At 65.5% G+C, this 17353-nt stretch carries 17 protein-coding genes; 9 read left to right on the forward strand and 8 right to left on the reverse strand.

Annotation, left to right across the window (positions count from 1 at the left end; all coding sequences use genetic code 11):
• Positions 1 to 20: 20 nt before the first annotated feature.
• The 5 genes from paaB to S58_RS24970 all read right to left on the reverse strand — a co-directional run bounded on the left by paaB (position 21) and on the right by S58_RS24970 (position 3795).
• Positions 21 to 308, reverse strand: a complete 288-nt coding sequence (gene paaB, locus S58_RS24950) for a 1,2-phenylacetyl-CoA epoxidase subunit PaaB (RefSeq protein WP_015668159.1) — start codon at positions 306 to 308, stop codon at positions 21 to 23.
• A 15-nt stretch (positions 309 to 323) separates the two neighbouring features.
• Positions 324 to 1313, reverse strand: coding sequence for a 1,2-phenylacetyl-CoA epoxidase subunit PaaA (paaA, locus tag S58_RS24955; RefSeq protein WP_015668160.1), 990 nt, complete (start codon positions 1311 to 1313; stop codon positions 324 to 326).
• A 78-nt stretch (positions 1314 to 1391) separates the two neighbouring features.
• Positions 1392 to 2273, reverse strand: a complete 882-nt coding sequence (gene paaX, locus S58_RS24960) for a phenylacetic acid degradation operon negative regulatory protein PaaX (RefSeq protein ID WP_015668161.1) — start codon at positions 2271 to 2273, stop codon at positions 1392 to 1394.
• 91 nt (positions 2274 to 2364) lie between these two features.
• Complete coding sequence (locus S58_RS24965) at positions 2365 to 2841, reverse strand: phasin (RefSeq protein WP_015668162.1); 477 nt, start codon at positions 2839 to 2841, stop codon at positions 2365 to 2367.
• A 150-nt stretch (positions 2842 to 2991) separates the two neighbouring features.
• On the reverse strand, positions 2992 to 3795 hold the full coding sequence (locus tag S58_RS24970) for a hypothetical protein (protein WP_015668163.1): 804 nt from the start codon (positions 3793 to 3795) through the stop codon (positions 2992 to 2994).
• A gap of 147 nt (positions 3796 to 3942) precedes the next feature.
• Between S58_RS24970 and S58_RS24975 the strand changes: the two genes are divergently transcribed.
• Positions 3943 to 4863, forward strand: coding sequence for an alpha/beta fold hydrolase (locus tag S58_RS24975; RefSeq protein ID WP_015668164.1), 921 nt, complete (start codon positions 3943 to 3945; stop codon positions 4861 to 4863).
• A gap of 290 nt (positions 4864 to 5153) precedes the next feature.
• Here S58_RS24975 and S58_RS24980 read toward each other — a convergent pair whose 3' ends face one another.
• The 3 genes from S58_RS24980 to S58_RS37770 all read right to left on the reverse strand — a co-directional run bounded on the left by S58_RS24980 (position 5154) and on the right by S58_RS37770 (position 6999).
• The gene (locus S58_RS24980) at positions 5154 to 6155 is read right to left on the reverse strand and encodes an alpha/beta fold hydrolase (RefSeq protein ID WP_015668165.1); all 1002 of its coding nucleotides are present in this window, start codon (positions 6153 to 6155) and stop codon (positions 5154 to 5156) included.
• 137 nt (positions 6156 to 6292) lie between these two features.
• Positions 6293 to 6553, reverse strand: a complete 261-nt coding sequence (locus tag S58_RS24985) for a DUF6489 family protein (protein WP_015668166.1) — start codon at positions 6551 to 6553, stop codon at positions 6293 to 6295.
• A gap of 254 nt (positions 6554 to 6807) precedes the next feature.
• Entirely contained in the window at positions 6808 to 6999 is a 192-nt protein-coding gene (locus S58_RS37770; protein ID WP_015668167.1) for a hypothetical protein, read from the reverse strand.
• Between the two features lie 80 nt (positions 7000 to 7079).
• Between S58_RS37770 and S58_RS24990 the strand changes: the two genes are divergently transcribed.
• From S58_RS24990 to S58_RS25025, 8 genes are all read left to right on the forward strand, one after another.
• A complete protein-coding gene (locus tag S58_RS24990; RefSeq protein WP_015668168.1) occupies positions 7080 to 8675 on the forward strand; it encodes an ABC transporter substrate-binding protein in 1596 nt (531 codons plus the stop codon).
• A gap of 107 nt (positions 8676 to 8782) precedes the next feature.
• Entirely contained in the window at positions 8783 to 9763 is a 981-nt protein-coding gene (locus S58_RS24995; protein WP_015668169.1) for an ABC transporter permease, read from the forward strand.
• Positions 9764 to 9765: 2 nt separating this feature from the next.
• Positions 9766 to 10731, forward strand: coding sequence for an ABC transporter permease (locus S58_RS25000; RefSeq protein WP_015668170.1), 966 nt, complete (start codon positions 9766 to 9768; stop codon positions 10729 to 10731).
• 31 nt (positions 10732 to 10762) lie between these two features.
• On the forward strand, positions 10763 to 11746 hold the full coding sequence (locus S58_RS25005; RefSeq protein ID WP_015668171.1) for an ABC transporter ATP-binding protein: 984 nt from the start codon (positions 10763 to 10765) through the stop codon (positions 11744 to 11746).
• On the forward strand, positions 11743 to 12738 hold the full coding sequence (locus S58_RS25010; protein ID WP_015668172.1) for an ABC transporter ATP-binding protein: 996 nt from the start codon (positions 11743 to 11745) through the stop codon (positions 12736 to 12738). Before S58_RS25005 ends, S58_RS25010 begins: the two co-directional genes overlap by 4 nt.
• A gap of 148 nt (positions 12739 to 12886) precedes the next feature.
• Positions 12887 to 14689, forward strand: coding sequence for a gamma-glutamyltransferase family protein (locus tag S58_RS25015; protein WP_015668173.1), 1803 nt, complete (start codon positions 12887 to 12889; stop codon positions 14687 to 14689).
• 12 nt (positions 14690 to 14701) lie between these two features.
• Positions 14702 to 15409: a DUF1028 domain-containing protein gene (locus S58_RS25020; RefSeq protein ID WP_015668174.1), complete on the forward strand. Its 708-nt coding sequence runs from the start codon at positions 14702 to 14704 to the stop codon at positions 15407 to 15409.
• A gap of 239 nt (positions 15410 to 15648) precedes the next feature.
• Entirely contained in the window at positions 15649 to 17160 is a 1512-nt protein-coding gene (locus tag S58_RS25025) for an ABC transporter substrate-binding protein (RefSeq protein WP_042340910.1), read from the forward strand.
• Positions 17161 to 17353: the final 193 nt, after the last annotated feature.

Here is a 17353-nt window from a genome sequence, read left to right on the forward strand (position 1 = left end):
CGGCTAAGAGCCGTGCACGATCACATATGCCCGACTTCCTCGGGGACCTCGTAGAACGTCGGGTGACGGTAGATCTTGGATTCCGCCGGCTCGAACATCATGCCCCTGTCGGCGGGATCGGACGCGGTGATGGCGCTCGACGGCACCACCCAGATCGACAGGCCCTCGCCGCGGCGGGTGTAGAGGTCGCGCGCGGCCTGCAGCGCCATGGTCGCGTCGGGCGCATGCAGCGAGCCGCAATGCTTGTGCGCGAGCCCGTTGCGGCTGCGGATGAAGACTTCCCACAACGGCGTGTTCGGCGTCGCCATCACTGATCTCCCCTGCTATTCGGCGGCCTGCGCCATCTGGCGCCGCGCGCGCTTCTCGGCATAGGCCGCCGCAGCCTCGCGCACCCAGGCGCCATCGGCATGCGCCTTGCGGCGCGCCGCCAGCCGATCGCGGTTGCACGGGCCGTTGCCGGCCAACACCTGCTTGAACTCGCTCCAGTCGATCGGACCGTGCACCCAGTGCCCCTGCTCGTCCTGCTTCATCCGGGGATCAGGAATGATGAGGCCGAGATACTGCGCCTGCGGTACGGTGGCATCGATGAACTTCTGGCGCAGCTCGTCGTTCGAGAAGCGCTTGATCTTCCACTTGGTCGAGGTGTCGCTGTGCTGGCTCGCCTGGTCGGGCGGGCCGAACATCATCAGCACCGGCCACCACCACCGGTTCAGCGCCTCTTGCGCCATCGCCTTCTGCTCGGCCGAGCCGTGGCACAAGGTCAGCATGATCTCGTAGCCCTGGCGCTGGTGGAACGACTCTTCCTTGCAGACGCGGATCATCGCACGCGCATAGGGACCATAGGAGCAACGGCACAGCGGGATCTGGTTCATGATCGCGGCGCCGTCGACCAGCCAGCCGATCACGCCGATGTCTGCCCACGTCAAAGTCGGGTAGTTGAAGATCGAGGAATACTTCGCCTTGCCGGCCAGCATCGCATCGACCAACTCCTCGCGCGAGGCGCCGAGAGTCTCGGCGGCGGCGTAGAGATACAATCCGTGGCCACATTCGTCCTGGACCTTGGCGAGCAGCGCCGCCTTGCGGCGCAGGCTCGGCGCACGCGTGATCCAGTTGCCCTCGGGCAGCATGCCGACGATCTCGGAATGGGCGTGCTGGGAAATCTGCCGGACCAGCGTCTTGCGATAGGCCGACGGCATCCAGTCGTTGGGCTCGATGCGCTCCTCGGCATCGATGCGCGCCTGGAATCGTTGGGCGCGCGCGGCGTCCTCGACGAGGGTGCCCTCCTCGGGCGAATTAAGCGCCTGCGTGTACATGAGGCGGCGTCCTCCCAGGACTTGGTTGGCAGCAATATATAACGAGAATCTATCTTTGCAATCGAATTTTGTAATATATCAAGGCGCCTCATGCGCGTCGGCGAACCGCCGCAGCAGCGCCGCCCCAGCTGCCGGCAAGGGCCCTTCCTCATTGGTCGCGTGGGCATCGAGCCAGCGCTCGGAACCGGGCAGCAACAGCCGGTAGATCGCGCCGCATAGAATGCGCGCCTGCTGCCCCGGCCAATCCCGCGGCAACAGCTCGGCCGGCAGCAGCGGATCGCGCAACACGATCCGGCGATAGTGATGGATGAGCAGGATCCGGGCGGTGAAGGCCTGGGCGTCGGACAGCGCCTCGCCGCGTCCGATGCTGGCCTCGAGCGGCGCAAAGGAGGCGCTGAACTTGCGATAGGCGTCGGCCGTGCGTTCCAGCGCCCAGCTCTCGGCGACCAGCCGCCGCGCCATCTCGGAACCGGCTGACGCCTGCAGGCGGATTGCTCCCTCCACCGCGTCCGGCACGGCAATGCTCGAGGGCGCCACGAACACGCCGGGCAGCGGGCTGCCGAAGCCGGCGTCGCGCAACACGGTCCGCGCCTGCTCGCGATCTTCGGCGCTGCCGATCAGCAGCAGCTCGAAGCTGCCGTTCCATTCAGCCGGCGGCGAATCGTAGATGTGGCGGGTGGCGCCGGCAAAGGTCTGCTCGCCGCGCCGGGTCAGGCGGTAGAAGCTGTTGCGGCCGCTCTTGGTCCGCTCGAACCAGCCCTCCGCCGTCAGCCGCGACATTGCCGTGCGCACGACGCTGCCGTCGATCGCGAGCCCTTCGAAGAAGGCGAGCAAGGTGCCCAGCCAGACGCTGCCGCCGCGCGGCACGATGGCGTCGCCGAACACCGTGATGATCAGCGACCCGGTGCGCGATGGCTCGCTCTTGAGCTGGTCGACGATGCGGGACAGTGGCTGCGGCATGGCGCCCGCTTTAGCCGGTTTCGCCTGATCACAAAAGAAAAGGCCCGCCTGAAGCGGGCCTTGCAGATGGATCGACTGACGCTGGAGGCGATCAGGCGGTCTTGTTGTAGGCCTTGGCCAGGTTCTCCTGGGCGACCTTGGCACCCTCGGTGACGAGCTTGCTGACATACTCGCTGGTCGACTTGGCGCGGGCGACGAGCGCCTCGCCGCGGGCACGGGCCAGCTCACCCTGGATCTGAACCGCTTCGCTGATCGACTTGGCGGACGCCAGTCTGTCGATGCCGTCGAAGAACGCTTCGGTATCCTGATAGAGCGCCTGCTGGAAGTTGCGGCTGATCTTGCCGGCTTCGGTCACGCCGTCGAACACGGCGGTCTCGATCGCCGAGGTCACCTTCTCGGAGCCTGCGAGGGCCTCCGCGGCGCGTTCCTTGGCAGTGGACGCGGTCTTCTTGACGAACTCCCGCGCGGACTCCGGAACTTCCATCGTCGGCAGATTCTTGAACGCGTCGGTCACCGGCGCAAAGGCATCCTTGACGGTGTCGAACACGGTGTTGGTCTCGGTGGTCATGGCTGTCTCCATCCTCAATTTTTCTGAGCTATGGGCTCACTCCGTCCCTCATGAAACCGGAGTGACTCAGCTATATCAACATTAATGGTGCGTTGCAACATTAATGTTGCAACGCACCATTGAAAGATTGCCGTGTGAGGGAGGGATCGGTCAGGCCCTCGATGGGCTCTCACCAGAATTCTGCGGCCCGCCGCCGGTCTGCGGCTTCTTATTCCGGGATTTTCCCGGACGCTGCCCGGCGTCGGCAGCCTTGGGAGCGACATCGACGGGCTCGGGCTGGGCTTCGGCCGCGGTAGAAGGCTTCAACAACGAATCGAGCGCCGTCCGGATCTCACGCAGCTCAGCCTCGATCCCGGAGGGATCAGCAGCCTTGGCTGTATTCAGCATCTGGTCGAGCAGCGCTTTGATCTCGCTCAACTGGGGCGAGACATCGGCCGGCGGTTTGGTCTGAGGTTGCGGAACCTTGGACGCGGCAACAAGCTCGTTCAGCAAGGCCTTGATTTCGCTCAGTGCGGGCGTGACGTCGACCTGAGGGGCCGCAACCGGCGGCGGGACCTTGGATGCGGCGACAAGCGCGTCGAGCAAGCTCTTGATTTCGTTCAACTGCGGAGCAAGATCGGCCGGCGGCTTCGACGCCGGCAGCGGCACCTTTGCGGCGCCCAGCAGCTCCTTCAGCACCGCCCGCGTCTCCGCCAGCTCGCCTTCGATCGACGCCAGCCGCTCGTTCAAGGCGGTGAGCTGACCGCGACTCGGCACGTTCATGCCGGCGAAGTAGTTTTCCATCAGATCGACCATGGGCTTCTGTCCGTTTCCAGAACCAGTTGCGGAATCATCGGAGGATGGACGGGTTGTCGCACCCATCGGGCGCAGGCGTGTGAAGGCCGTGAAGCTCTTCTGCATCTCACCGACCATTTGCTGCCAGAACGCGATCGGGTCGCCGGACTTGTTCACCATCGGCACGCTCCTTCAGACCAACACAAGACTCAAACACAACCTATCATAGCACGCTCTCGCTGCGATGCGGCAGCATCATGCGGCCGCTTCTCTCACGCTGCGGAACCATGCCATAGAGGAACGGTTGGCGTTGAAAGAGGGATCCCCGTGACTGCAACCGCCCATCAGTTGCCGCAGATCGCGCGCGCGAACGGTATCGACATCTGCTATGAAATCTTCGGCGATCCCACCGCGCCCCCTCTCCTGCTGATCATGGGCCTGGGCGCGCAGATGGTCATCTGGGACGACGAGTTCTGCGAGCGATTGGCGGCGCGCGGCTTCCGCGTCATCCGCTTCGACAATCGCGACATCGGCCAGTCGAGCAAGCTGCATGGTGGCCGCCGGCTGACGCCGTTCGAGCTGCTCAAGCTGCGCTTCTTCCAAATTCCCGTCGCGGCACCCTACAGGCTGCTGGACATGGCCAAGGACACGGTCGGCCTGATGGATGCGCTCGACATCAAGTCGGCGCATCTGGTCGGCGCTTCGATGGGCGGCATGATCGCGCAGGAGATCGCGCTCTCGTTTCCGCACCGTGTGCATTCGCTCACCTCGATCATGTCGACCACCGGCAATCCGCGCATTCCGCCGCCGACGCGCGAGGTCGCGATGCTGCTGATGGCGCCGCCGCCGAAGACCAGGGACGAGTACATCAAGCGCTTCCAGAAGACCTGGAAAGCCCTGCGCGTCGGCTCCTTCCCGGAGGACGAGGCCCGCGACGTGGCCCTTGCCGAGCGCTGTTTTGCGCGCGGGCTCAACCCCGCGGGAGTCGGCCGCCAGTTGCGGGCGATCCTGGCCTCGGGCAGCCGCAAGCCGCGGCTGCATCTGGTGACGGCGCCCACGCTGGTGATCCACGGCAAGGTCGACCCGCTGGTCCATCCCACGGCCGGCAAGGACACCGCCGAGTCGATTCCGAATGCCAAGCTCCTGATGATCGACGGCATGGGCCACGCCATCCCGATCCCGACCTGGCCGCAGATCATCGACGCGATCGCCGAGCACGCACATGGCGCGAATGCGCAGGCAGCTTAGGAGAAGAGCGCTCAGTTGATCGATCTGGCTGCCCCGCCCACAGCTGTCATCCCGGCCTAGTGCGCAATTGCGCACGCGGCGCCGGGATCCATACCGCGTGATGTCTGAAATGGGCAGGCGGCACGTTCCACGCACCTCATTGAATGCGGTGGTTATGGATCCCGGATCGGCGCCCGCCGACGCGTTGCGTCGGCAGGCTTGTCCGGGACGACAGCTGTCGTTTGGCTCGGCCGTTGCCTCTCGCTTGCCGTGTCATCTGCCTCGGCCGTTCAACCGAACCGCCGCGCTCTTCAACCGAACCTTCTTCGCCGCCACTCGATCAGCTTGGCGCTGACCTCTTCAGGCTGCTCCTGCTGCGTCCAGTGGCCGCTGTCGCGGACGAGATATTTCTCGAGATCCGGTATCAGCTTCTCCATGCCGTCCGCGGCTGAGGGCGGCAGCACGGCGTCGTTCTCCGCCATGATCATCAGCGACGGCACGCGCACGGTATGATCGAGATTCTCCGCACGCTGCCAGTTGCGCGTCATGTTGCGGTACCAGTTGATGCCGCCGGTAAAGCCGGTGCGCGTGAACGTCTCGACGAACACCCGCTTCTCCTCGTCCGACAGGATCCGCTGCCGTGCATCCTTCGCGGCGTCGTAGGCTGCGATCATCTGCGGGAAGGCAAGGTTGAGCGAGCTCGATGCCGCGATGCCTGCAACGGGAGGCTCCGGGGGCGGCGCATCGGTGCGCGGCAACGGCTTGCGCATGAACGCGTCGAAGGTCTGCTCGACGCGGGCAGCGAAGATGCGATCCGGCTCGCGCGCGGGATTCTGGAACTGCACGATGTACATCATGTCGCCGAAGCGCTTGCGCATGATCGCGATCGGATCGGCCGGTGCACGCGGCAGGTGCGGCGTGTTGATACCGACCACGCCGGCAACGCGCTGCGGATAGCGCAGCGGCATCTGCCAGACGACGAAGCCGCCCCAGTCGTGACCGACGAAGATCGCCTTGTCGATTCTGAGATGATCGAGCAGCCCGACGAGATCGGCCGTGAGATGTTCGAGGTCATAGGCCTCGACCGGCTCCGGCCGGTCGGTGGCACCATAGCCGCGCTGGTCGGGCGCGATGACGCGGATGCCGGCGTCGGCCAGCGCCTTGATCTGATGCCGCCATGAGAACGCCAGCTCGGGCCAGCCGTGACAGAGGATCATCGGCGGCTGGTCGGTCGCAGGGCCGGCCTCGTAGTAGCCCATGCGAATGCCGTTGGTCGTCGCGAACTGCAGCGGCGGCATGTTCATCGCGCTCATCCGTCCTCCCTGCCGCAGGCGCTTGCGAGGCCCGCCGGCGATCCATGTCGCCTATCGTGCAGATTGGACCCGGTCGCGGCAAGCCCATCCTGGCAGGCGGACCGGAAGTCCGGATGGTCGCGAGGCGGCGTGCCCGGTCAGGCCGACTTCTTGTCGCTGGAACGACTGCCGCCGAGCCCGGTCATCGTCAGCATCATGTCCTGGAACCGCTCGGCCAAGCGGGGATCGAAGGTGAACCAGCTCTGCATGATGGCTTCGGGGGTCAGCTTGTCGATGTTGCTGGTCATCTGATGCTGCAGCCGGTCCATGACCGCGGACTGCATCGGACCGACGTCGGGAAGTCCGAAGAACTGCCGCGCCTCGAGCGGGGTGCAATCGATCTCGATATTGACTTTCATGTCCGCTCCAGCGCTGTTCGAACCGTGCCCACCTCGCCTCCAGTCGGGTCCCGAGACCACGGGACGCCCGTCCGAAGCCGGGTGGCGAGCAGCACAGTATCACCGCCCCGCCCCCCCTCTAGCAAGCGGCGCGTTGCTGCAGGTGCGCAATTCCCAGGACATGGTCAATCCCGGCGCCTCGGACCTCCGGCGCGACTTCGAAGCCGCCGCGTGCGCTGCACAGCGACGGCCGGGGATAACCATATCGTTTAGGCTTAAACAAACTGCACTTGTGTGCCGCCGCTGAACTCTGGCAACATATTCGGATCGACGTGCCGCGGGTCCTTACGGCGCATCGTCAGCCAGAGCATCGGGATGATCGCATTCCGGCGCGGCATCAGACTTGCAAGCACATCGCCCGGCGTCTTGTTGCTTCTTGAGGTTCGTGCAAGAGGCGCTGCAGACATCACGAACTTCGAAGCAAAGCGGGCCGGACACAATCGCGCCTGCCGATAAAACAAGCGTCAAACGCGGAGAATTTGAACATATGTCGGGACGCAAATCCCTGCTCATCGCAGGCGTCATCGCCTTTGGCCTCGCGGCGCTGCCGGCCTCGGCCCAGAGCCTGCGCTATGCCAACCAGGGCACCCTGAAGTCGCTCGATCCTTATACGTTCAAGGAATCGACCACGATTGCGCACCACGCCCATGTCTATGAAGGGCTGACCGCGCGCGACAAGGATCTGAAGATCATCCCCGCGCTGGCCGAGAGCTGGGAAACGCCCGAGCCGACCCGCTGGCGCTTTCACCTGCGCAAGGGCGTCAAGTTCCACAATGGCGAACCCTTCACCGCCGACGACGTGATCTTCTCCGCCGACCGTGTCCGCGCCACCGGCTCCAACTTCCTCTCCAACGTTCCGCCGGACGCAAAATTCGTCAAGGTCGACGACTACACCGTCGACGTGAAGCTCGATGCTCCCAATCCCATCCTGATCTCGCAGTGGGATACGTGGTACATCATGAGCAAGAAGTGGTGCGAGGACAACAACTCGGTCGCGCCGACGCCGGTCTCGGCAACCACCCCGAGCTACGCCGCGCTGCATGAGAACGGCACCGGCCCCTTCATCATCGAGAGCCATCAGCCCGGCGTGAAGACGGTGTTCAAGCCGTTCGCAGGCTGGTGGAAGAAGCCCGAGCACAATCTCAAGGAGATCGTGTTCACCACCATCTCCTCCGACGCCACGCGCGTGGCGGCGCTGCTGTCCGGCGAGGTCGACATCATCGAGCCGGTGCCGGTGCAGGACATCGGCCGCGTCGATTCCAGCCCGAACGCGCAGGTCCTGAAAGGACCCGAGCTGCGCACGATCTTCCTCGGCATGGACGAGTCGCGCGACGAACTGCTCTACTCGAACGTGAAGGGCAAGAACCCGTTCAAGGACGTGCGCGTCCGCGAAGCCTTCTACAAGGCTGTTGACGTCGAGCTGATCAAGACCCGCGTCATGCGCGGCCTGTCGACGCCGTCGGCGCTGATGATCGCGCCGGAGCTGTTCTCGCTCTCGAAGGAGTTCACGCGGCCGAAATACGATCCGGACGCCGCCAAGAAGCTCCTGACCGAGGCCGGCTATCCCGACGGATTCGAGGTCGGGATGGACTGCCCGAACGATCGCTACGTCAACGACGCCGCGATCTGCCAGGCCGTGGTCGGCATGCTCGCCCGCATCGGCGTCAAGGTGAACCTGAACGCGCAGCCCAAGGCGCAGTATTTCGCCAAGGTGCTGAAGCCCGGCGGCTACAACACCTCGTTCTTCCTGCTCGGCTGGACGCCGTCCTCGATGGACTCCCACAACGTGCTGCACGACATCATGGGCTGCCGTGACGACGCCAAGGACCCGACCCGGGGCGAGGCCAATCTCGGCAACTACTGCAACAAGGAGTTCGACGCCCTGACCGACAAGGTCCTGGTCGAGACCGACACGGCCAAGCGCAATCAGCTGATCAAGCAGGCGTTCGAGATCGGCATCAAGGACTACGGCTACATCCCGCTGCATCAGCAGGCCGTGGCCTGGGGCGTCTCGAAGAAGGTGAAGATCCCGCTGCGCGCCGACAACGAGGTGATGCTGTTCCTGGCCACCAAGTCCGAGTAGCCGCACGCCCAGACAAGTCCCGGAAAGCAGAACTGCTTTTCGGGACTTTTCATTTCACGCGGCAGGTGCTACCCGCCGCCGCACCTCGAACGACCTGAAAGGATCAGATGCTCGCCTTCGCGCTTCGCCGAGCGATCCAGGCCATCGGCGTCATGATCGCCGTCGGAATCATCTCGTTCGCCATGTTCCGTTTCGCCGGCGATCCGGTGAGTCAGCTCGTGCCGATCGACGCGTCGGCCGCGGAGCGCGCCAGCATCCGCGAATCGCTGGGTCTCGACGATCCGTTCATCGTGCAGTTCGGCCGCTATCTGTTCGACGCAGCGCAGTTCAAGTTCGGCGTCTCCTATCAGTTCCGGCAGCCGGTCTCCGATCTCCTCAAGGAGCGCATGCCGGCCACCCTGGAGCTCGCGGTCTGCGCGACGATTCTTGCGCTGGTCTTCGGCATCATCATGGGCGTGTTCTCGGCGTTGCGCCGCGACTCCCTGATGGCGAAGCTGTTCCAGATGGTGTCGCTGATCGGCATCTCCCTGCCGACCTTCCTGATCGGCATCCTGCTGATCTATCTGTTCTCGGTGACGCTGGGCTGGCTGCCGTCGTTCGGTCGCGGCGATGTCGTGAAGCTCGGCTGGTGGACGTCGGGCCTGTTCACGGTGTCCGGATGGAAGGCGCTGATCATGCCCTCGATCACGCTCGGCCTGTTCCAGATGACCCTGATCATGCGGCTGGTCCGCGCCGAGATGCTCGAAGTGCTGCGTACCGACTACATCCGTTTCGCCCGCGCCCGCGGGCTGACGACGCGTGCGATCCATTTCGGCCACGCGCTGCGCAACACGCTGGTGCCGGTCATCACCGTGGTCGGCCTGCAGTTCGGCTCGGTGATCGCGTTCTCGATCATCACCGAGCAGGTGTTCCAATGGCCGGGCATGGGCCTGCTGTTCGTGCAGGCCGTGCAGAACGTCGATATCCCGATCATGGCGGCCTACCTCATCATGGTCTCGCTGATCTTCGTCACCATCAATCTCGTGGTTGATATCCTCTACACCGTGGTCGATCCGCGCCTGCGCGCGACCATCAGCCGTCCGGCCTGATCATGAGCGATGCAGCCCTGCCCCACCCGACACCCGCCGAAGCGCCGCGCGCCACTGAAGGTTGGCTGAAACGCGCGCTCGCGAGCGATCTGTTCTACTCGTTCCGCCGCTCCAAGCTGACGGTCGTCGCGGCCGTGGTCACGCTGCTGTTCTTCCTGCTGGCGATCTTCGCGCCGCTGCTGTCGCCGCAGAACCCGTTCGATCCGGCGCAGCTGCAGCTGTTGAATTCGCGGATCTCGCCGCTGTGGACCGCCGATGGTCAGAGCCCGTTCCTGCTCGGCACCGACGAACAGGGGCGCGACGTGCTCTCGGCCATCCTCTACGGCCTGCGCATCTCGCTGCTGGTCGGCATTCTCGGCGTGGTGTTTTCCGGCGCGCTCGGCATCGGCCTCGGCCTGATCGCCGGCTATTTCGGCGGCCGCGTCGACACCGTGATCATGCGCATCGCCGACGTGCAGCTCACCTTCCCGCCGATCCTGATCGCGCTGCTGGTCAATGGCGTCGCCAAGTCGGTGTCCGGCAATCATCTGGAATGGCTGAGCATGCTGGCCGTGCTGGTGCTGGCGATCGGCCTCTCCTTCTGGGTGCAATATGCGCGCACGGTGCGCAGCTCGGTCCTGGTCGAGAAGAACAAGGACTACGTCGCCGCGGCCCAGCTGATCGGCCTGCCGGCGCCCGTCATCATGCTGCGCCACGTGCTGCCGAATACCACGGGCCCGGTGCTGGTCATCGCGACCATCAACCTGGCGCTCGCGATCATCACCGAGGCGACCTTGTCGTTTCTCGGCTCCGGCATGCCGGAGACGATGCCCTCGCTCGGAACGCTGATCCGGATCGGCAACAACTATCTGTTCGCCGGCGAATGGTGGATCGTCGCCTTCCCCGGCCTCGCGCTGGCCGGGCTGATCCTCTCGATCAACCTGCTCGGCGACTGGCTGCGCGACGCCCTCAACCCGAAACTGCGATGATTCCGTTCATGCGTATGAAGGCCTCGACCTCATGACCGCCCCCGTTCTGTCCGTGCGCAATCTACAGGTCGAGTTTACGAGCAGGCGCGGGACCTTGCGTGCGATCGACGGCGTCTCCTTCGACATCGCCAAGGGCGAGGTGCTGGGCGTCGTCGGCGAATCCGGCGCCGGCAAGTCCGTCACCGGCCTTGCCGTGATCGGGCTGATCGATCCTCCCGGCCGCATCTCCGGCGGCGAGATCCTGCTCTCCGGCCTGCGCATCGACAATCTGCCGCCAGAGGAGATGCGCCAAGTCCGCGGCAAGCGCATCGGCATGATCTTCCAGGATCCGCTGACCTCGCTCAATCCGCTGTACCGCGTCGGCGACCAGATCATCGAGACCATCAAGACCCACACCAATCTCACCGACCAGCAGGCGCGCAAGCGCGCCATCGACCTGCTCGCGGAGGTCGGCATATCAGCGCCCGAGAAGCGCATCGACGGCTACCCGCATGAATTCTCCGGCGGCATGCGCCAGCGCGTCGTGATCGCGCTCGCGCTGTGCGCCGAGCCGGAGCTGATCATCGCCGACGAGCCGACCACCGCGCTCGACGTCTCCGTGCAGGCCCAGATCATCTCGCTGATCAAGCGGCTCGGCCGCGACCACGGCACCGCCGTGATGCTGGTGACCCACGACATGGGCGTGATCGCCGAGACCTGCGACCGCGTCGCCGTGATGTATGCCGGCCGCGTCGCCGAGATCGGCCCGGTGCAGGAGGTCATCCAGAATCCGCTGCACCCCTACGCCAAGGGCTTGATGGGCGCGATTCCGACCTTGGCCGGCGAGGACAAGCGGCTGGTGCAGATTCCCGGCTCGATGCCGCGGCTGTCGGCGATCCCCGCGGGCTGCTCGTTCAATCCGCGCTGCAGCGCAGCCTTCGAGCGCTGCCGCGTCGACCGGCCGGAACCGCTGCGACACGGCACGCAGGCGGTCGCCTGTCATCTGTATGATCGCGCGACGGAGACCGCGGCATGAGCGATTTCGTCGAGGTCAAGGATCTGCGCCGGGTGTTCGACGTCTCGAAACCCTGGCTCAATCGCGTGATCGAGCGCCAGCCGCAGGAGTTCTTGAAGGCGGTCGACGGCGTCAGCTTCGGCATCCGGAAGGGCGAGACGTTTGCCCTCGTCGGCGAATCCGGCTCCGGCAAGACCACGGTCGCGCGCATGGTGGTCGGGCTGCTGGCGCCGACCTCGGGGGAGGTCATCATCGATGGCGTGTCGATGAGCGAAGCGCGCCAGGCCCAGGTCCGGCGCAAGCTGCGCCGCCGCATCCAGATGGTGTTTCAGGATCCCTACGCCAGCCTCAACCCCCGCTTCCGGGTGGACAGCATCATCGCAGAGCCGATCCGGGCCTTTGACATCATCGAGGGCGAGCGCCAGATCAAGGATCGTGTCGGCGAGCTGCTGACGCTGGTGGGCCTGCATCCGGACGACGGCCAGAAATTTCCGCACGAATTCTCAGGCGGCCAGCGCCAGCGCATCGCGATCGCGCGCGCGCTCGCCTCCGAGGCCGAGTTCATCGTCTGCGACGAGCCGACCTCGGCGCTCGACGTCTCCGTGCAGGCGCAGATCCTCAATCTGATGCGCGATCTGCAGGACAAGTTCGGCCTGACCTATCTGTTCATCAGCCACAACCTCGCGGTCGTCCGCCACATGGCGAGCCGCATCGGCGTGATGTATCTCGGCCGCATCGTCGAGATCGCCGACGGGCGCACGCTGTTCAGCGATCCGCGCATGCCCTACACCAAGATGCTGCTCGGCGCGGTGCCGGACCTGTCGATGTCCGGCCGCCAGCGCATTCCGGTGAAGGGCGAGATCCCGAACCCGATCAATCCGCCACCCGGATGCACGTTCAATCCGCGCTGTCCGCTGGCGTTCGACCTGTGCCGGCGAGAGCCGCCCGAACTGATTGGCGGCGTTGCCTGCCATGCAGTGAACCAGCCGGCCGCAATGGCCGTTCCTGCATGAGTCGTGTGAAGCGGCGAGACGGAATTTGAATGAAGTCGTCATTGCGAGGAGCGAAGGGACGAAGCCATCCAGAGTCCCGCCGGAACCCTGGATTGCTTCGCTATCGCTCGCAATGACGGCGAGTACTTAGGATAGGTCAAGGCCACCAATGAGCTTCATCAATCCCGATCCCTTCACGACCCGCCCGGAAATCGACGGCACCTTCGGTGTCGTCACCTCGACGCACTGGCTCGCCACTGCCGTCGGCATGGCGATGCTGGAGCGCGGCGGCAACGCCTTCGATGCCGGCGTCGCGGCGGCCTTCACCCTGCAGGTGGTCGAGCCGCATCTCAACGGCCCGGGCGGCGACGTGCCGATCATCCTGCACGACGCCAGGCGGGGAAAAACCGAGGTGATCTGCGGCCAGGGCCCGGCGCCCGCCGGCGCCACCATCGCGCACTACAAGAGCGAAGGCCTCGACATGGTGCCCGGCACCGGGCTCCTGGCAGCCTGCGTGCCCGGCACGTTCGAGTCCTGGATGCTCTTGTTGCGCGACTACGGCACGATGCGGCTGCGCGACGTGCTGGAGCCTGCGATCGCCTATGCGCGCGACGGCTATCCGCTGGTCGAGCGCGTCTCGGCGACGATCCAGACCGTGGAGCAGCTGTTCAAGACGCATTGGCCGACGTCGGCCGCGCTCTACCTGCCGAACGGCGAGGTGCCGCGGCCCGGCACACTGTTCACCAATCCCAAGCTCGCCGAGACCTACGCGCGCATCCTGAGCGAAGGCGAGAGCGCCGGCGGCGATCGCGATGCGCAGATCGAGCGTGCCCGCAAGGCGTGGTCGCAGGGTTTCGTCGCCGAGGCAATCGACCGCTTCTGCCGGACCCAGGAGGTCATGGACGTCTCCGGCGCGCGCCACAAAGGCGTGCTGACGGCCGACGACATGGCGCGCTGGCAGCCAACCATCGAGGCACCGCTCACTTACGAGTACGGCCGCTACACCGTGTGCAAGGCCGGCGTCTGGAGCCAGGGCCCGGTGCTGCTGCAGCAGCTTGCGCTGCTCAAGGGCTTTGCGCTCGACGGCCTCGATCCGACCGGCCCCGATTTCATCCATTGGCAGATCGAAGCCGCCAAGCTTGCGTTTGCCGACCGCGAGGCGTTCTACGGCGATCCCGCTTTCGCCGACATCCCGATCGCGACGCTGCTGTCCGATGCCTACAACGACGAACGGCGCAAGCTGATCTCCGACAAGGCCTCGCTGGAGCTGCGGCCCGGCACGCTCGAAGGCTACGGCGCCGAGGTGAAGCTGCGCCAGGCCGAGGGAAATCGCGAGGCCGTCGGCGCGATGGGCTCGGGCGAGCCGACCGTCGGCCGTTTTGGCGAGGTGCGCGGCGACACCGTGCATTTCGACATCATCGACCGCGACGGCAACATGATCTCGGCGACGCCGTCGGGCGGCTGGCTGCAATCCTCGCCTGTAATCCCTGAGCTCGGCTTCTGCCTCGGCACGCGCGCGCAGATGTTCTGGCTCGAGGAGGATCATCCGGCCGCGCTGGTGCCGGGCAAGCGGCCGCGCACCACGCTGTCCCCGAGCATGGCGCTGCGCGACGGCGAGCCTTACGTCGCCTGGGGCTCGCCGGGTGGCGATCAGCAGGACCAGTGGAACACGCAGTTCTTCCTGCGCCACGTCCATGCCGGCATGAATCTGCAAGAGTCGATCGACGCCCCGGCGTGGCACTCCGAGCATTTCCCGATCTCGTTCTGGCCGCGCACCGCGCGCCCCGGCGTGCTCGTGGTCGAGAACCGGGTGCCCAAGGCCACCGTCGAGGAGCTGCGCCGCCGCGGCCATGTCGTCGAAATCGGCCCCGACTGGTCGGAGGGGCGTCTCACCGCCGCCTCGCGCGTCGGACGGCGCCGCCGCGCCGCGGCCAATCCGCGGGGCATGCAGGGCTACGCTGCCGGACGATAGAGGGCGCTGACGATGACCTGGTCGATCATTGCCAAGGACGACCTGACCGGCCAGATCGGCATCGCCGTCGCCACGCGCTTCTTTGCGGTGGGCGCCCGCGTCCCCTTCATCGTCGCAGGGCGCGGCGGCATCGCCACCCAGGCGCTGGTCAATCCCTATTACGGCATCGACGGCGCGGCGTTGCTGCGCGATGGCCGGCATCCGCGCGAGATCGTGCAGCTGCTGACAGCGGCCGATCCAGGCCGCGAGAGCCGGCAGATTCACATCCTCGATTGCGACGGCCAGATCGCAGCCCATACCGGCCGCGACTGCATCGACTGGTGTGGCCATCTTCAAGGGGAAGGCTTCTCGATCGCCGGCAACATGCTGGCCGGCGCGCAGGTGCTGGACGAGACCGCGAGCGGCTATCTCACGAACAGCGCCCTGCCCTTCGCGCAGCGGCTGATCGCGGCGATGAAGGCCGGCGAAGCCGCCGGCGGCGACAAGCGCGGCAAGCAATCGGCGGCGCTCCTCGTCCACGGCAAGGACGAATGGGCCGAGCTCGACCTGCGCATCGACGACCATGCTGATCCGCTCGCCGAGCTGGAACGCCTGGAGTGCGTCAGCCGCACCCACTGGGCCGTCTTCAGGCAGTTCATGCCGACGCGTGACAATCCCGGCGGCGTCACCGATCGCGCCGTCATCAATGCCGCCGTCGCCGCCGCTGCCGGTCAAACATGACCGGCCGCAGGCGACCGTTCGCAATCGAATGCCCACGCTTGAGGCAACGCATCGCCGCCTTTTTCGACACGACATCTGCACCCGTCGTGACGCTCGTCGCAGCCGCAGCAGGCTGAGCCACGCGGAAGGACAGCATGAGCTCGGGGTTGGTATGGATAGTGCACCGACGCAGCTCAAAGGCGCGGTGCAATCGCGCAGGCGACAGACGAAGGCCGCATTCGCATGAGGGAAATCATATGATGAGGAATTGGCGCTCGGCCCTGGTTGCGGCCGCTTTCACGGTCTCGTTCGGCGCGGTCGCGCACGCGCAGACGACGCTGCGCGTCGGACTGGCCGAAGACCCCGACATGCTCGATCCCTCGCTGGGACGCACCTATGTCGGCCGCATCGTGTTCTCGGCCTTCTGCGACAAGCTGTTCGACATCGACGAGAAGCTGAACGTCGTGCCGCAGCTCGCGCTGTCGCATGAGACCTCGGCCGACGGCAAGGCGATGACGATCAAGCTGCGCCCCGGCGTCAAGTTCCACGATGGCGAACCGCTCGACGCCGAAGCCGCGAAATTCTCGATCGAGCGTCACATGAACATGCCCGGCTCGTTCCGAAAATCGGAACTCGCCAGCGTCGATCATGTCGAGGTCGTCGATCCCCTGACCATCCGGCTGGTGCTGAAGACGCCGTTCGCGCCGCTGCTGTCCCAGCTCACCGACCGCTCGGGCATGATCATGTCGCCCAAGGCGGTGAGGGAGGAAGGCGACAAGTTCGGCCTGCATCCGGTCTGCGCCGGACCGTACAAGTTCGTCGAGCGCGTGCAGCAGGACCGCATGGTGTTCGAGAAGTTCGCCGACTACTGGAACAAGGACAATGTCTTCATCGACAAGATCGTCTACCAGCCGATCGTCGATGCAACGGTGCGGCTCGCCAACCTGAAATCCGGCGGGCTCGACCTCGTCGACCGCGTGCTCGCCACCGACATCAAGGATGTGCGCGACGACAAGAACCTCGTGCTCGCCACCGCGCCGGAGCTCGGCTATCTCGGCCTCACCATCAATGTCGGCAGAGACAAGGCCAAGGGTCCGCTCAGCCAGTCGGAGAAGGTGCGCCAGGCGCTCGACCTGTCGATCGATCGCGAGGCGCTGAACCAGGTCGTGTTCAACGGCGAGTTCACCGCCGGCAACCAGTGGGTGCCGCCATTGCACCCTTACTATCAGAAAGCCTTTCCCGTCCGGCCGCGCGACGTCGCCAAGGCGAAGGCGCTGCTGAAGGAGGCCGGCGTCACCCCCCCCATCAGCGTCGACTACATGATCCCCAAGGGCGCGGAATACGAGGCGATCGCGCAGGTCGTGCAGTCGATGGCCGCCGAGGCCGGCTTCGACATCAAGATTCGCGTCGTCGAATTCGCCACGACCTTCAAGCAGGCGCAGGCCGGCGAATTCCAGATCTTCCAGATCAACTGGAGCGGCCGCATCGATCCCGACGGCAATTCCTACGTATTCCTGCACAGCGGCGCGCCGCAGAACGACGGCGGCTATTCCAATCCGGAGGCCGACAAGGTCATGGAAGAAGCCCGCGCCATCGCCGATCCGGCGCAGCGCAGCGCGCTCTATGAGAAGCTGACCAAGGTCGTGCTGAACGACGAGCCGATCATCTATCTGTTTCACCGCAAGCTGCTGTTCGCCCACACCAAGAAGCTCGAAGGCTACAAGCAGCTGCCCGACGGCCTCGTGCGCGTGATCGGACTGAAGCTGAAGTGAGCATCCGGACCGAGGCTGACGTGATCATTCAGGCTGGAGCCGAAGTGGGCGTCTCACCTGTGCCAGCGCCTCGCGCGAGGTCTGCTCCCTCCCCCCTTGTGGGGGAGGGCTGGGGTGGGGGGTGCCACGCACTCCGAATCCCCGTGGGGCACCCCCCTCCCTGTCCCTCCCCCACAAGGGGGGAGGGAACGCT

The sequence above is a fragment of the Bradyrhizobium oligotrophicum S58 genome (assembly GCF_000344805.1).
Lineage (GTDB): Bacteria > Pseudomonadota > Alphaproteobacteria > Rhizobiales > Xanthobacteraceae > Bradyrhizobium > Bradyrhizobium oligotrophicum.

Coding starts and splice junctions, on each gene's coding strand:
- S58_RS37770 (WP_015668167.1), bottom strand. CDS start 6,999: ATGTCTGCAGCGCCTCTTGCACGAACCTCAAGAAGCAACAAGACGCCG.
- S58_RS24970 (WP_015668163.1), bottom strand. CDS start 3,795: ATGGTGAACAAGTCCGGCGACCCGATCGCGTTCTGGCAGCAAATGGTC.
- S58_RS24995 (WP_015668169.1), top strand. CDS start 8,783: ATGCTCGCCTTCGCGCTTCGCCGAGCGATCCAGGCCATCGGCGTCATG.
- S58_RS25025 (WP_042340910.1), top strand. CDS start 15,649: ATGAGGAATTGGCGCTCGGCCCTGGTTGCGGCCGCTTTCACGGTCTCG.
- S58_RS25010 (WP_015668172.1), top strand. CDS start 11,743: ATGAGCGATTTCGTCGAGGTCAAGGATCTGCGCCGGGTGTTCGACGTC.
- S58_RS25015 (WP_015668173.1), top strand. CDS start 12,887: ATGAGCTTCATCAATCCCGATCCCTTCACGACCCGCCCGGAAATCGAC.
- paaX (WP_015668161.1), bottom strand. CDS start 2,273: ATGCCGCAGCCACTGTCCCGCATCGTCGACCAGCTCAAGAGCGAGCCA.
- S58_RS24985 (WP_015668166.1), bottom strand. CDS start 6,553: ATGAAAGTCAATATCGAGATCGATTGCACCCCGCTCGAGGCGCGGCAG.
- S58_RS24980 (WP_015668165.1), bottom strand. CDS start 6,155: ATGAGCGCGATGAACATGCCGCCGCTGCAGTTCGCGACGACCAACGGC.
- S58_RS24990 (WP_015668168.1), top strand. CDS start 7,080: ATGTCGGGACGCAAATCCCTGCTCATCGCAGGCGTCATCGCCTTTGGC.
- S58_RS24965 (WP_015668162.1), bottom strand. CDS start 2,841: ATGACCACCGAGACCAACACCGTGTTCGACACCGTCAAGGATGCCTTT.
- S58_RS25020 (WP_015668174.1), top strand. CDS start 14,702: ATGACCTGGTCGATCATTGCCAAGGACGACCTGACCGGCCAGATCGGC.
- S58_RS25000 (WP_015668170.1), top strand. CDS start 9,766: ATGAGCGATGCAGCCCTGCCCCACCCGACACCCGCCGAAGCGCCGCGC.
- paaA (WP_015668160.1), bottom strand. CDS start 1,313: ATGTACACGCAGGCGCTTAATTCGCCCGAGGAGGGCACCCTCGTCGAG.
- S58_RS25005 (WP_015668171.1), top strand. CDS start 10,763: ATGACCGCCCCCGTTCTGTCCGTGCGCAATCTACAGGTCGAGTTTACG.
- paaB (WP_015668159.1), bottom strand. CDS start 308: ATGGCGACGCCGAACACGCCGTTGTGGGAAGTCTTCATCCGCAGCCGC.